12 protein-coding genes are annotated in these 14000 nt (G+C 64.4%); 10 read left to right on the top strand and 2 right to left on the bottom strand.

Going from position 1 to position 14000, the window contains the following annotated elements; all coding sequences use genetic code 11:
* Window positions 1-37: 37 nt before the first annotated feature.
* The 7 genes from DT603_RS05620 (at window position 38) to DT603_RS16040 (ending at window position 8784) form a co-directional block, all read left to right on the top strand.
* On the top strand, window positions 38-2068 hold the full coding sequence (locus DT603_RS05620) for a DUF3857 domain-containing transglutaminase family protein (RefSeq protein ID WP_162348884.1): 2031 nt from the start codon (window positions 38-40) through the stop codon (window positions 2066-2068).
* Window positions 2065-4326, top strand: coding sequence for a tetratricopeptide repeat protein (locus DT603_RS05615; RefSeq protein WP_162348883.1), 2262 nt, complete (start codon window positions 2065-2067; stop codon window positions 4324-4326). Before DT603_RS05620 ends, DT603_RS05615 begins: the two co-directional genes overlap by 4 nt.
* A 182-nt stretch (window positions 4327-4508) precedes the next feature.
* A complete protein-coding gene (gene pyk, locus DT603_RS05610) occupies window positions 4509-5975 on the top strand; it encodes a pyruvate kinase (RefSeq protein ID WP_162348882.1) in 1467 nt (488 codons plus the stop codon).
* Window positions 5976-6007: 32 nt separating this feature from the next.
* Window positions 6008-6508, top strand: coding sequence for an energy transducer TonB (locus tag DT603_RS05605; protein WP_162348881.1), 501 nt, complete (start codon window positions 6008-6010; stop codon window positions 6506-6508).
* A 110-nt stretch (window positions 6509-6618) separates the two neighbouring features.
* Window positions 6619-7623, top strand: coding sequence for a class I fructose-bisphosphate aldolase (locus DT603_RS05600; RefSeq protein ID WP_162348880.1), 1005 nt, complete (start codon window positions 6619-6621; stop codon window positions 7621-7623).
* Window positions 7624-7720: 97 nt separating this feature from the next.
* On the top strand, window positions 7721-8107 hold the full coding sequence (gloA2, locus tag DT603_RS05595) for an SMU1112c/YaeR family gloxylase I-like metalloprotein (RefSeq protein ID WP_162348879.1): 387 nt from the start codon (window positions 7721-7723) through the stop codon (window positions 8105-8107).
* Window positions 8108-8157: 50 nt separating this feature from the next.
* The gene (locus DT603_RS16040) at window positions 8158-8784 is read left to right on the top strand and encodes a ribosomal protein L7/L12 (RefSeq protein ID WP_211368304.1); all 627 of its coding nucleotides are present in this window, start codon (window positions 8158-8160) and stop codon (window positions 8782-8784) included.
* An 82-nt stretch (window positions 8785-8866) separates the two neighbouring features.
* Here the strand turns inward: DT603_RS16040 and cysK are convergent, their stop codons facing one another.
* Window positions 8867-9841 carry a cysteine synthase A gene (gene cysK, locus DT603_RS05585; RefSeq protein WP_162348878.1) on the bottom strand — a complete coding sequence of 325 codons (975 nt, stop codon included), beginning with the start codon at window positions 9839-9841 and terminating at the stop codon, window positions 8867-8869.
* Window positions 9790-11328, bottom strand: a complete 1539-nt coding sequence (cysG, locus tag DT603_RS05580) for a siroheme synthase CysG (RefSeq protein WP_162348877.1) — start codon at window positions 11326-11328, stop codon at window positions 9790-9792. Before cysG ends, cysK begins: the two co-directional genes overlap by 52 nt.
* A gap of 229 nt (window positions 11329-11557) precedes the next feature.
* Here cysG and DT603_RS05575 point away from each other — a divergent pair, with 229 nt between their 5' ends.
* From DT603_RS05575 to DT603_RS05565, 3 genes are all read left to right on the top strand, one after another.
* A complete protein-coding gene (locus DT603_RS05575) occupies window positions 11558-12541 on the top strand; it encodes a LysR family transcriptional regulator (protein WP_162348876.1) in 984 nt (327 codons plus the stop codon).
* Window positions 12542-12544: 3 nt separating this feature from the next.
* Window positions 12545-12994: a type II toxin-antitoxin system VapC family toxin gene (locus tag DT603_RS16285; protein WP_162348875.1), complete on the top strand. Its 450-nt coding sequence runs from the start codon at window positions 12545-12547 to the stop codon at window positions 12992-12994.
* Window positions 12995-13082: 88 nt separating this feature from the next.
* On the top strand, window positions 13083-13937 hold the full coding sequence (locus DT603_RS05565; RefSeq protein WP_162348874.1) for a hypothetical protein: 855 nt from the start codon (window positions 13083-13085) through the stop codon (window positions 13935-13937).
* Window positions 13938-14000: the final 63 nt, after the last annotated feature.

The raw sequence follows: 14000 nt of genomic DNA, 5'->3' as shown, positions 1-14000 counted from the left end.
GGGAACGTCGAACATCACGGCATACGGGGAGTAGGGGATGCGGGCAATCGTAATGGCGGCGCTGCTATGGGCGGCAGCGTCCGCGCACGCGGGTGAAATCCACCGGCGCGGTGATTTCCAGTTCGAAGTCGGGCCCGTGCCGGAGTTCGTGTCCAGCACGCCCATGGCCGAACAGTGGGATCCCAAGGCACCTGGCGCCGCGGATGCGCGCTGGCGGTTCTGGCGCAACGAGGTACAGGTGGACCGGCGCGCCGGGCGCGACCAGCGCTACGTCGACTATGCATTCGAAGCGCTGTCCGAGACCTTTGTCAGCGAAGCGGGCCGGTTCAAGATTTCGTTCAACCCGCAGTACCAGCGCCTGGTCCTGCATCGCGCCGACCTGCGCCGCGACGGCAAGTGGAGTCCGCGCCTGGCGGTGGACAAGGTGTCGCTTGCCAGGCGCGAAGCGGGCTTCGAGAACGACCTCGCCGATGGACTGGTCACTGCATTGATCGTGCTCGAGGACGTGCGTGTCGGCGACGTGGTGCGGATCTCCTACTCGGTGATCGGCAGCAATCCGGTGATGGCCGGGCAGATGTCAGACTGGATGGGGTTCGCATGGACCAGTCCCACCCTCGAAGCCGGCTTCCGGGTGCTGCTTGAGCCGCGGACCTCGCCCGGCATCTATCGAACGGACGACTCGCCGCAGGCGGTCATTCGCCAGCTGCCCGATGCGGTCGAGGTGACGATGCGCGGCAAAGGCATCGACGCGGTGGTCGACGAAGGCGGCTATCCAGCCTGGTACCAGCCCTATTCGCAGGCGCAGGTGGCTGTGGGCCAGACCTGGGCGGACGTCGTGGCGTGGGGATTGCCGCTGTATCCGGAAGTAAAGGCGTTGCCTGCCGGGCTGGAGTCCAGACTGCAGGCCTGGCGATCGCTGGCCAGCGATCGCGAGCGCCTTGCGGCCGCCCTGCGCGCGGTGCAGGACGAGGTCCGCTACTTCGGGGTGGAAATGGGCGAGAACACGCATCGTCCCGCACCACCTTCCGAAACCTGGCAGCGTCGTTTCGGCGACTGCAAGGACAAGGCCTACCTGTTGGCGACCCTGTTGCAGCGCATGGGCATCGACGCGGTACCCGCGCTCGTGTCCATCGATCGCGGGCGCGCCATCGTCGACTTCGTGCCCTCGGCCTCCAACTTCGACCATGTCATCGTGCGCGCGCAACTGGATGGCAGGACGGTATGGATGGATCCAACCATTTCCCAGCAGGGCGGCGATCCGGAGACCGTGGACCTGAGCCGGTATGGCATGGTGCTGCCGCTGGTGAGGGGCGGCTCCGCCCTGCAGGAGGTCGCGGCACCCGCCAGCCTGGCCAGGGCTACGACGGTCGACGAGCGCTACGAGGTCAGCAAGAGCGGCAACGACGTGAAGCTGACGGTCGACACCGTCTACGAAGGCCAGGACGCCGACTATGCGCGCCGTTCGGTCGGGTCGCAGCGTTCCGACGAACTCACCCGGCGTTATTCCGACCATTACCGGAAGCGCTTCGGTGAGTTGTCGGTGGTGGCTGCCGCGGTCCTCCACGACGATCGCCAGGCCAACCGCATCAGCGTCAACGAAACCTACGTGTTGAAGGCGCCGTTCCAAAGCGAGGGTACGGTCAGGTCGCTGGATCTGTATGCGGACTCGTTGCAGGCTCTTTCCACCCTGCCATCGACGATCTCGCGCAAGGGTCCGCTCGAATTCGCAGACCCGGGAACCTATTCGCACAGGATCAGGGTGGCGTATCCCGCCAACTGGAAGCCGGGGTTTGTCGCAGAGGAGGCAGCGCACGCCTCGAGCGCTTTCGATTACAGGCGCAATGTCACCGTCGAGCCGGATTTCGTGGACCTGCGCTACGACCTCAAGGTGAAGCAGCGCTATCTCGCGGCCGGCGAGACCACTACGCACATCGAGCAGTTGCGTAGCGTTCGCGAGGACATCTCCGCGCATCTGGGCTTCCAGCTGGTCGCTCCGACCACCGGCAAGGAACGGGAGCAGCGCATCCGCGCGCTGCTGCGCGACATGCAACAGGAGGACGCGAAATGAGAAGACGGCTGGCAGCGCGTCTGTGCCTGGGCCTGGTGGTGTCCTTTCCGCTGCACGCGATGGCAGCGGTGGTGGATATCGACTCCGTCGCCACCGACGCCGGCAAGGCCTGGCAGGAGTTCATGCAGTCGGCCGAATTCGAGCGCGCCTATTCGGCCTATGAGGTGCTCGACAAAGTCGAATACTCGGCCGAAGGCGTCGACGCCGAAGCCTGCCGCTTGCATGCGGCCGAGGTTGACGATGCGTTGGTGAAGGCCCCGGTCAGCATCGTGGTCGTGCGCACCGCGTTGCTGTGCGCCGAAGCCACTGGCCAGGCGGAGCGGGCAACCAGGCTGGAAGGTGCGCTGGTGTCGCTTTCCAGGGAAGCACTGAAGGATGGACGCCAGTTGCCGTGGCCGATGCCCATCCGTGTATTGGGTCCCAGTGATGTCTACGCGCTGCTGCAGGTCGCCGGCCTCGAAGCGCGCTACGAGTATTTCGTCCAGACCAGGCCGGCGCGCTACTTCCCTCTGGCGGTCGCGGCATGGGACGCGGAAGCCGGCAAGGAAACCACCTACCTGTTCGACTACGTGGACGTCACTTCGCGCCTCAAGGGGAGCAACGAATACGCCGGCTATCCGTTCTACAAGGACCTGCTCGCGGATTTCTTCGAAGCGGCGCAAGTGAAGGGCAACGAGCTGGCTGCCGTCGACCTGAAGGCGGTGCGGACGGCCATGCAGCTGGCAGAGCCGGCGGCCAAGGTCAAAGCGCTGCGCGTCAGCTCAGGCTACGGCGGCATCCAGTCGCTGCGGTTGTGGATCACGTTGTGCGCGCGCAGACCATTCTCGGGCTGTGGGGAGGGACTGGAGGACATACTGCTGGAACAGGCGGAGGCCAAGCATGTCGTTCCGATGGTCATGCTCGCCTTCCTGCATGGCGAGGGCCTGGTAGCCAGGCGCGATGACGAAGTCGCCGACGGATTGCTGGCGGCCGCGTTGCGCCGGGCCAGCGCCGAGGAAGTCGCCCTTGAGTACATGTCGCTGGCCACGCTTGCCGACCGCCCCAAGGCCATTGGGCGCAAGTCCCTCGCCGACGCGATGGAGCGGCCTGCGGTGCGGGCCGCGCTGGCGGCGTGGAAACTGCAGCGGGACGAGCACGACCTGCAGGAAAGCGACCTGCAGGTACTGGCCGCGCCGGCCAGCAACGCCATCGGCGTAGGACACTGGTGGCTGTCGCAGTATTGGCGGGAAAAGGACCGGAAGGACCTGCGACTGGAGTCGCTGCGCCTGGCGGCAGAGGCGGGCGATCCGGGCGCGCTGCAGATGCAGGCCTTCAACCTGATGACCGACAGTCCCGAGGCTGCGCCCGGGCTGGTCCTGGATCGAATGCGTTCGGCCGCACTGGGCGGCGAAGTGCCGGCGATGAAGTACCTGTCCGACCGCGCGGCGATGCTCCATGAGTGGAAGGCTGCCGAACGCTGGTTGATGGCGTCGGTTCGGGCAGGAGACAGCGAAGCCATGCTCGATCTCGCGGCTCTTTACGCGAAAGACCACGCCGCCCTCGGTCAGAGCGCCAGGCAAGCCATGGACTGGTACGTCGAGCTGGGCGAGGCCCCGGCGATGGGCGAAGCACGCCGGCGCGCCGCGTACATGGCGATGAAGGGAACGGGCATCGCCAAGGACCCCCTACGGGCCGAGCGGTGGTTGCTTCGGGATGCCGAGACCGGTGATGGCACATCGCAGTTGCTGCTGGCCATCGGATACCTGGAAGGAGACCTCGGCCCAGACGGTGCCGTAAAGGCGCAGCCCTGGATCGACCGCATCCTGGCGGCCAAGGAACTGGGTCCCAAGGTCGGCTACGCCGACTGGCTGTATCGCAACCGCACCGGGGTCGAGGATCGCGCGCTGGCCGTGCGCCTGTGGACCGAGGCGCAGGATGACGACGAATCCTGGGCGCTCAACAACATGGCGTGGGCCTACTGCACCGCCGTTGATCCGGCCGCGCGCAACGTGGCGGCGGGCATGAAGTACTCGGAAAAGATGCTCAAGCAGCCCGACCTGGCCTGGGGACGGCTGGATACCGTCGCCGCGTGCCAGGCAGCGAGCGGAGACCATGCGGGCGCGGCCCGCAGCCAGCAGGCTGTCATCACGCGCTTCACCCGCTACTGGAGCCTCGACTCGCTGGCTGAGGAGCACGACCAGAACGGATACCTGCGCCGGCTCAGGCTTTACCAGCAGAACAAGCCCTATCTGGACGACAGCCCGGCAACCGCCGACTGACAGGCGGTGTGCTCGCAGACCCGCAAATGTGCCCAATGCAAAGACCAGTTAAATACCATTTGACGGAATTAAGGTCATGATTAGCTGGGGTTTTGTTGCCATGCAATAAAACCCGGCGCTAATGGCATCGAAGTGGTCCCATGGATGTGCTAGTTTCCGGGCATCGAATGGGAGAAAACTGCGTGACCGACCGCCAGCGCCGTACCAAGATCCTCGCCACCCTGGGTCCCGCCACCGACCCGCCCGGCGTGCTCGACGAGTTGTTCCGCGCCGGGGTGAACGTGGTGAGGCTGAATTTCTCGCACGGCGATCCCTCGGCGCAGGCCAAGCGCGCCGCTGCCGTGCGCGCGGCCGCCCAGCGTGCCGGTGCCGAGGTCGGCATCCTGGCCGATCTTCCCGGCCCCAAGATCCGCATCGAGAAATTCGCCGAAGGCAAGGTCCGGCTGAAGGCGGGCGACCGCTTCGACCTGGTCGCCAGCGCGGACGCCCCTCCCGGCGACGCCAGCCAGGTCGGCGTCAGTTATCTGGGCCTGCCCGCCGACGTGGTGCCCGGCGACGTGCTGCTGCTCGACGACGGCCTGATGCAGCTGCGCGTGGAGTCGGTGGAAGGCGAGCGCATCGTCAACACCGTGCTCAACGACGGCATGCTGTCCGACCGCAAGGGCCTGAACAAGCAGGGCGGCGGCCTGTCGCTGGGCGCGCTGACCGAGCGCGACAAGGAGCTGATCGGCATCGTCGCCAAAATCGGCGTCGACTTCATCGCCGTCTCGTTCTGCCGCAATGCCGAGGACATGAACGAGGCGCGCCGCATTGCGCTGTCGCATGGCTGCGACGCGGCCCTGGTGTCGAAGATCGAGCGCACCGAAGCGATCGAGAACCTGGCCGAGATCATCGATGCCAGCGACGTGGTGATGGTGGCCCGCGGCGACCTGGGCGTGGAGATCGGCGACGCCGAACTGCCGGGCCTGCAGAAAAAGATCATCCGCGAGTCGCTGGCCCGCAACAAGGTGGTGATCACCGCCACGCAGATGCTGCAGTCGATGGTGGAAAGCCCCATTCCCACCCGCGCCGAAGTGCTGGACGTGGCCAACTCGGTCATCGACGGCACCGATGCGGTGATGCTGTCGGCCGAAACCGCCGCCGGCGCCTACCCGGTCAAGGCAGTCGAGGCAATGGCGCGCATCTGCCTGGGCGCCGAGAAACAGTTCGAGACCGACACCGATTTCGAGAAGGCGCCGCGCAACCTGGAGCGCGCCGACCAGGCCATCGCCATGGCCACCATGTTCCTGTCCGAACACATCGGCGTGCGCGCGATCGTGGCGATGACCGAGTCCGGCGGCACCGCGCGCTTCCTGTCGCGCTTCCGCTCCAGCGCCCCGATCTACGCGTTCTCGCGCCACGATGGCGCGCGCCGGCGCATGGCGATGATCCGCGACGTGTTCCCCATTGCCTTCGACAGCCGCGGGCTGGCCCCGCGCGAGGCCGCGCGCGATTCGCTGCGCATCCTGCGCGACCTCAACCGGCTGGTCCCGGGCGACCGCGTCATCTTCACCAGCGGCGACCACATGGAACAGCACGGGGCGACCAACACGCTGCGGCTGCTGCAGCTGGGCGCCGACGGCAAGGCCGAGGGGCTGGGCGAGCTTTGATAGGGATGGGACAGGCCAGGCGGTGGGCCGCAGTGGCGGGCCTGCTGCTGGCTTGTTCGATCGTCCCGGTCGCCGCGCAGGAGCATGCCGGCATCGCGGAAAACGAAGTGCTGGTCGTGGAAGAAGAGGAGGGAGGTCGTTACTGGAGCAGGGACTTCAACGTGGCTTCCTCTCCGGCCCCCCAATACCCGCGTGCGGCGCTCATCGCTGGATTGACCGGTTGCGTCAACATCGGATTCGTCATCCAGCCGGATGGTTCTACCAGTGGGCACCGACTGCTGATTGGCAAGGCTTCATTTACGGGTGGGCGCCGGCAATCGGCAGTCATCGGCCAGTTCGCCCAGGCCACCGTCGACATGCTCAAGACTTTCCGTTACCAGCCTGGCCCGGAGAATCCCCGGCGGTTGCGGGGATTCGCGTCGGTCTTCACCGATTTCACCCTCGACACCGGCAACGATTCTGGCAGCCAATGCAAGATCGACGATCTCAAGGCTTTCATGCAGGCCGCTGCCAATAAGCCGCTGCCGCACTGAAAGCGGCGCAGGCAGCTCCTTGTGAAACCGCTTGCATTCGACCGTGCGGGGGAGTTGTACGGCCGTCCGGGCTATAATTCGGCCCCTTTCCCGCGCCGCACAGGATCCTCATGAGCATCGAACAGCTTGCCGAAACCGCCCAGGCCATGGTGGCCGCCGGCAAGGGCATCATCGCGATCGACGAATCGACCGCCACCATCGCCAAGCGTTTCGAAGGCGTCGGCATTCCCAATACCGAGGAAAACCGCCGCGCCTACCGCGAGATGCTGCTGACCACGCCGAAGCTGGGCGACCACATTTCCGGCGCCATCCTGTACGACGAAACCCTGCGCCAGTCGACCAAGGACGGCGTGCCGTTCGCCAAGGTCATGGCTGCCAACGGCATCATCCCCGGCATCAAGGTCGACCGCGGCACCCATCCGCTCGCCGGCTGCCCCGGTGAAGTGGTCACCGAAGGCCTCGACGGCCTGCGCGACCGCCTCAAGGAGTACTACTCGCTGGGCGCGCGTTTCGCCAAGTGGCGCGCGGTCATCAACATCGGCGATGACATCCCGTCCGGCACTTGCATCGAAGCCAACGCACACGCGCTGGCCCGTTATGCGGCGCTGTGCCAGGAAGCCGGCATCGTGCCGATGGTGGAGCCCGAAGTGCTGATGGACGGCGACCACGACATCGAGACCTGCTACGAAGTCACCGAAGCCACGCTGCGTGCGCTGTTCGGCGCGCTGTACGAGCAGAACGTGATGCTGGAAGGCACCATCCTCAAGGCCTCGATGGTCATCGCCGGCAAGGGCTGCGAAGAGCAGGCCAGCATCGATGAAGTCGCCGAAGCCACGGTCATGTGCCTGAAGAGCACCGTGCCGGCGATCCTGCCGGGCATCGTGTTCCTGTCCGGCGGCCAGAACGACGAAGACGCCACCGCCCACCTGGATGCGATGAACCGCCTGGGCAACCTGCCGTGGCCGCTGTCGTTCTCCTACGGCCGCGCCATGCAGTCGGCGGCCCTGAAGCTGTGGTCGCAGGACCTGGTCGGCAACTTCGCCAAGGCCCAGTCCATTGTCCACGCCCGCGCCCGCGACAACGGCCTGGCCGCATTGGGCAAGTGGGAAGGCTGAGCCGCCGCGACTGAGCCCCACGGGGCAGGCTCTTCTCCCGTTGGGAGAAGGTTCAAGACGCCGGCCTCGCGCCGGCGTTTTCATGAGGATCGCAACGATGCGGATATCAGGCATCCACCACGTCGCCATCATCGCGTCCGACTACGCCCGGTCGAAAGCCTTCTACGCCCAGGTGCTGGGCCTTGAGATTCTTGCCGAGGCCTATCGGAGTGAACGCGATTCTTGGAAGCTCGACATGCGCGTTTGCGATGGCGTGCAGATCGAGCTGTTCTCGTTTCCCTCGCCGCCGCCGCGCGTCTCCAGGCCTGAAGCCTGCGGCTTGCGGCATCTCGCTTTCGAAGTGCCGGATATCGAACAGGCCGTCGCGCACCTGCGTGGGCATTCCATCGAAGTGGAGCCGGTCCGCATGGACGAATACACCGGAAAGCGCTTCAGCTTCTTCGCCGACCCGGACGGATTGCCGCTGGAGTTGTACGAGATCTAGCCGCCCTGCGATGCGCTATGGTGGCGGCACCTTTGCTGCTGGTGCCGCCTGTGTCCCGTGACATCCGCATTCCCGCCGAAGCGGCGGCCGCGCTGGCCAGAGGACTGCGCATCGAGGCGATCAGGCTGGTGCGCGAAGCCAACCATGGCGTCGATCTGCGTGGCGCGATGGAAGCGCTTGATGCCCATGCTTCCGGCAGACACGGCCATGCGCCGCAAACGTCTTCGATGGGCGCGAGCGCGCCGCCAGATGGCCTTCCCGTCGAAGCAATGACCGCGCTTTCGCGCGGACAGCCGATCGAGGCGATCAAGATCGTCCGCGAAATGACCGGGCTGGGATTGAAGGAAGCCAAGGACATGGTCGAGCGCTACCGCAGCGACGCAAGTCCCGAACTCGATGAAGCCATGCGCGCCAAGCTGGAAGGCATCGCCGGCAAGCATGGATTCAAGCTTCCCGAAGCGGCAATGGTCGCGATGGAGCGTGGCGATCTGAAGGCTGCGATGAACGCGTTGCGCCAGGCCAGGCACACCAGTCCTGGATCGGTGCCCACCGGCGCCACGCCATTGGGCACGGTGCGCGGCACCCACACCGTGAGTCGTGAAACCAACCAGCATGGTTGGTTATGGGCGCTGGCGTTGCTGGCGGCTATCGCGGCCGGCTATTCCTGGGTCGCGTAAACGCAGGCCGCGGCGGCATCACCGTTTCGGTGGATGCCATCGCGGTGCAACGGGGAAGGACATGGTGGGCCTGCCGATGCGCCTACGGAATCGCCGCAGCCCCTATCGAAGCCAGCCACTCGTCGTCGGAGCCTTCGTTGACACCTTCGAACAACGGCGTGGAGAAATAGCGCTCGCCGGTATCGGGCAGCATCGCCAGGATCACCGATCCCTCGGTGGCCTTTTCCGCGACCTGCAGGGCAGCGGCCACGGTGGCACCGGCGGAGATGCCGACGAAGATGCCTTCCTCTGCTGCCAGACGGCGGGCGACGGCGATTGATTCCACGTCGGTCACCGGCAGCACCTCGTCGGCCACTTCCCGATTCAGCACCTTGGGCACGAAGTCCGGGGTCCACCCCTGGATCTTGTGCGGGGCCCATTCCTTGCCGAGCAGCAGCGAGGCGCCGGCGGGCTCGGAAGCGGTGATGCGCACTTCAGGGCGTGCGACCTTCAATACTTCCCCCACCCCGGTCAGGGTGCCGCCGGTGCCCCAGCCGGTGACGAAATGATCGAGCCGCTGGCCGGCGAAATCGCGCAGGATTTCCGCCGCCGTGGTCTGCCGGTGGTAGGCCGGATTGGCCGGGTTGTCGAACTGGCTGGCCAGGAACCAGCCATGCTGGTCGGCCAGTTCCTTGGCCCTGCGCACCATGCCGCTGCCGCGTTCGGCGGCGGGCGTCAGGATGACTTTCGCGCCGTAGGCGCGCATCAGCTTGCGGCGCTCGATGGAAAAGGTCTCGACCATGGTCGCGACGAACTTGTAGCCACGTGCCGCCGCGACCATGGCAAGTGAAACGCCCGTATTGCCCGAAGTCGCTTCGACGATGGTGTCACCGGGCTTGAGCAGTCCGCGGGCTTCGGCATCCAGCACGATCGCCAGGGCCAGGCGGTCCTTGACCGATCCGCCCGGGTTGAACGATTCGACCTTGGCGTACAGCGTCACGTGCGCGGGTGCGATGCGATGCAGTTTCACCACTGGCGTGCGGCCGATGGTGTCGAGGATGCTGTCGTAGATGGCCATGCGGTTCTCCGTGGGAAGGGGTCAGGCGGCCTGCGGGAGTTTAGGTGCGCGCAGGTTGTCGAAATGTTGTGCGGTCGGGACCGCGCCAGCGGCGCGCTGCCGAACCAGTGAAGTGCGTCGGCCAGGCGCGCCACCTCGCCCAGGATCAGCAGCGCCGGCGATTGCACCTGATGGTGGCGGGCGACCTCCGGCAGCGTCGCCAGCATGCCGGTGATCACGCGCTGCTGCGGGCGCGACCCGTTCTCCACCAAGGCAAACGGCAAGTCGGGTGCCGCACCGGCCAGCAGCAGGTGCTCGCGCAGCCTGTCCAGGCTGGCCACGCCCATGTACACCGCCAGTGTCTGCCGCGGCTGGGCCAGCGATTGCCAGTCGATCGTGTCCAGCGAATCCTGGCAGTGCGCGGTGACCAGGCGCAGCGATTGCGCGTGTTCGCGATGGGTCAGTGGAATGCCCGCGTAGGCGGCGCAGGCGACGGCTGCGGTGATGCCCGGGATGACTTCGAAGGCGATGCCGTGCGCGCGCAGGAACTCCAGTTCTTCGCCACCGCGTCCGAACACGAAGGGGTCGCCGCCCTTCAGCCGCACCACGCGCTTGCCCTGGCGGGCGTGCTCCAGCATCAACGCGTGGATCTGGTCCTGCGACATGCTGTGGCGGCCGGCCGACTTGCCCACTTCGATGCGGCTGGCATCGCGCCGCGCCAGCCGCAGCACCTCGGCACTGACCAGGCGGTCGTGCAGGATCACGTCGGCCTCGTTCAATGCGCGCAATGCGTTCAAGGTCACCAGACCGGGATCACCCGGGCCTGCGCCGACCAGCACCACCGAACCGGCCGGTGCGGCGACAGGGGCGTGGTTGGCAAGCAAGTCTTGCAGCCAGGCATCGGCTTGGCTGGCATCCAGTTGCTGGCGCAGCAGGCGCGGCAGCGGGCCCGCCAGCAGCTTCTCGAAGAAGCGGCGGCGCAGGCCCAGGTCCGGGAAACGCGCGCGGATCGCCTCGCGCTGGCGGGTCAGCAGTGCAGCCAACGTGCCCAGTGAATCGTCGAGCAGGGTTTCCAGTTGCCGGCGGACATGCCGCGCCAGCATCGGCGCGCCGCCGCCGCTGGAGATTGCGATCTGCAACAGCCCGCGCTGGACCACCGCCGGGGAATGGAAGCTGCACAACTCCGCCTGGTCGACCACGTTGGCCAGGATCCGCCGCGCGGTCGCGGCCTCGTACACGCTGCGATTGACCGTGGCGTCGTCAGTGGCGGCGATGACCAGCCAGGCCTCGTCCAGCCAGCCGGTGTGGAAGGTGCCGGCCAGCCAGCGGATGCGGCCGCTTTCCAGCCAGTCCTGCAGCGTCTCGGTCAGCTCGGGCGAGCCGACCATGGGCAGGGCGCCGGCGTGGAGCAGGGCCTCGACCTTGCGCTCGGCCACCGCGCCGCCGCCGACCACCAGCACGGTGCGGTCACGCAGGTCGGCAAACAGGGGAAAAAGGGGCGCGGTCACGGTGGTTGCATGGTCATGGGCCGTTGACCCTAGCTTCCGGTTATATGCGCCCGGAAATGACTAGCTGCGCATGTCATATTACGGGTGGTTATAAGTAAGCGGGACGGGCTGGACATTAAATCCCGTACATTCGGATGGCGTCCCGCCTCACGCTCCGCCCCGCCCGTTTCGATCGTCATTCCCGCTCCTGCTTTCGCGCTGCTGACGGCTCTCTTCCCAAGATCCCCCGATGACCCTGACCCAACTCCGCTACCTGGTCGCCATTGCCGACGCCGACCTCAACATCACCCTGGCGGCCGCACGCGTGCACGCCACCCAGCCGGGGCTGTCCAAGCAGCTCAAGCAGCTGGAGGACGAGCTGGGCTTCCTGTTGTTCGTGCGCAAGGGCCGCAGCCTGGAATCGGTGACGCCTGCGGGCGGGGAAGTCATCGCCCGCGCCCGCGCGGTGCTGGCCGAAGCCAACAACATCCGTACCTATTCGGCCAACCAGCGCCGCGAGAGCCAGGGCCAGCTGATCCTGGCCACCACCCACACCCAGGCGCGCTTCGTGCTGCCGCCGGCCATCAGCCAGATCAAGCGCGCCTATCCGCAGGTCAGCGTGCACCTGCAGCAGGCAGGCGAGAGCGCCGCGCTGGACCTGCTCAGCGAAGGCGACGCCGACATCGCCATCATCAGCACTGCAGGCGAACAGCCGCAGGCGGGCATCGCCGTGCCCTTGTACCGCTGGCGCCGCCTGGTGCTGGTGCCGCGCGGGCACGCGCTGGACCGCGGCGACGCGGTGCCCAGCATGGGCGACCTGTCCACCCAGCCACTGATCAGCTATGAATCGTCGACGCGCGCGGAGAGTTCGCTGCAGCGTGCCTTCGCCGGCGTCGGCCTGCAGCCGAGCATTGCATTGACCGCGCTGGACGCCGACCTGATCAAGACCTACGTGCGCGCCGGCATGGGCGTGGGCCTGCTGGCGGAAATGGCGGTCACCGCCGCCGATACCGACCTGCGCGCCTGGGCCGCACCGGCGGCCATCAACGAATGCATCGCCTGGGCGGTGCTGCCACGCGAGCGCGTGCTGCGCGACTACGCACTGGAACTGGTGCACGTGCTGGCCCCGCAACTGGATCGCCGCGACCTGCGCCGCGTGCTCGACGGCAACCAGGTCGCCGACTGGCCGCCGCCGCCGACCTGGGAATCGTTGACCCAGACGATTACGAGCTGAGATATGAGATCGGAATTAAAAATACTTGTTGATTCGTGCGTTTTCGTTGATGCGTTTGCGCCGTCATCTTCTGGACACGCTGCCGCATACAGATTACTAAACCGTCTTGTTGAAAAGAATGTAAGAGTAGCTATGCCCGCTCATGGATGGTTCGAGGTTCGCTGCTCTTGGCAGCGACTCAAGATCGAAGGAAAATTTGTAGCGCCTGAATTTAATGGAGAGACGCGGTACCCGGTGGATCTAATTCCTATCGACGATGAGTTCATTGACAAATATACAAGCGCAGATATTCCCTTTATTAAGTCGGGTGATCATATCTGGCTTGCGGTGGCGAAGGTTGAGGGCTATCCGTTAGTCACTAGCGACGTCAAAATGACAAAGATCGCGCATCGGATAGGAGTAATCGTGTTCAAGCCAGAGGACCTACGGGACGCATCTGAATTCATTGCCTAAATTCGCAGGTAATTTCATTGCAGAATTGGTGCGCTGGCGTCTGTCACAGATTTTTTTCAAATATATGGAAAATAGATAAGCTAAAAAAATGGCCAAACATATGGAAAGGCTTACCGTTCTACGCGCCCGAAGAATTGTTGGACATGCCGAGACGATCTTCTCATTAAGGGATGAAATTCTTGATGCGTTCGATCCTTTTGCATCGGGGGGAGCAATCGATCGCCAAGAAGCATGCACCGCACTTCTGTTAGTAATCTCTGACTACTACTTAGCGGTGTCAGCAAGCCCTGAAAAGCGTAAGGGCTATGAGGAGTACGTAAAATGGTCTCGAGTAATCGCTAGAAGAGTTTCGAGCGACGGGATTAATGATGTTGGCGCTGCGTTAAAGCTGGCATTAGATGCCGAAATAATTTTCGATAAATACATTCAATGGCTTTCACTTCAGCGGCCGAGCGATGAAAAATTCTGGCCTCTCGTCTATAAGCGCCTAGACATAAATAATGCGAGCGCACCACTACTTAGCTTGAATAAAATCCAGTCTCTTAATATGGATCAGCTAACAGAGCTCATAGGCTGTGAATATCAAGTGCCTTCCTCAGAGTCGGAATTGCGCGAGCATGGATTTGATGTCAAGTGGTTTGGTACATCCCACTATATTGGGAGCAAGCAAGAAGGTATTTCAATACTTATTGAAGATTCTACTGTGGCTGCCATTTTTCTTTATGGATTTAACAAGGATGGGTACAAGTCATTCCCACGTTCATTGAGTGGAGGGTTGGAGTTTGGAAGGCGACGTTCTCATGTAAGAGCTGTCTTTGGGCAGCCAGATACCTCTAACGGAATTTCAGATAAATACGACCTTAAAAAATACAGCGTCACATTTGAATTTAGAGAATGGATTGGAACGCTTAGGTTGATTGTCATTTGCAAAAGAATGCCGTAGCACCCGTAGACCCGCCTTTCGGCAGATGACGGGATTCTGGAAGAAAACCGGTAAGGCGAGGCT

This window comes from Pseudoxanthomonas gei (assembly GCF_010119615.1).
Taxonomy (GTDB): Bacteria; Pseudomonadota; Gammaproteobacteria; order Xanthomonadales; family Xanthomonadaceae; genus Pseudoxanthomonas_A; species Pseudoxanthomonas_A gei.
Note: the sequence above shows the minus strand (reverse complement) of the source record. Positions and strands in the feature narration are given on the sequence as shown.

Bases quoted from the DNA above. Each gene is read 5' to 3' on its own strand.
- DT603_RS05600 (WP_162348880.1), top strand. From the start codon at position 6,619: ATGAGCATCGAACAGCTTGCCGAAACCGCCCAGGCCATGGTGGCCGCC.
- DT603_RS05615 (WP_162348883.1), top strand. From the start codon at position 2,065: ATGAGAAGACGGCTGGCAGCGCGTCTGTGCCTGGGCCTGGTGGTGTCC.
- DT603_RS05575 (WP_162348876.1), top strand. From the start codon at position 11,558: ATGACCCTGACCCAACTCCGCTACCTGGTCGCCATTGCCGACGCCGAC.
- DT603_RS16285 (WP_162348875.1), top strand. From the start codon at position 12,545: ATGAGATCGGAATTAAAAATACTTGTTGATTCGTGCGTTTTCGTTGAT.
- gloA2 (WP_162348879.1), top strand. From the start codon at position 7,721: ATGCGGATATCAGGCATCCACCACGTCGCCATCATCGCGTCCGACTAC.
- DT603_RS05620 (WP_162348884.1), top strand. From the start codon at position 38: ATGCGGGCAATCGTAATGGCGGCGCTGCTATGGGCGGCAGCGTCCGCG.
- DT603_RS05565 (WP_162348874.1), top strand. From the start codon at position 13,083: ATGGCCAAACATATGGAAAGGCTTACCGTTCTACGCGCCCGAAGAATT.
- cysK (WP_162348878.1), bottom strand. From the start codon at position 9,841: ATGGCCATCTACGACAGCATCCTCGACACCATCGGCCGCACGCCAGTG.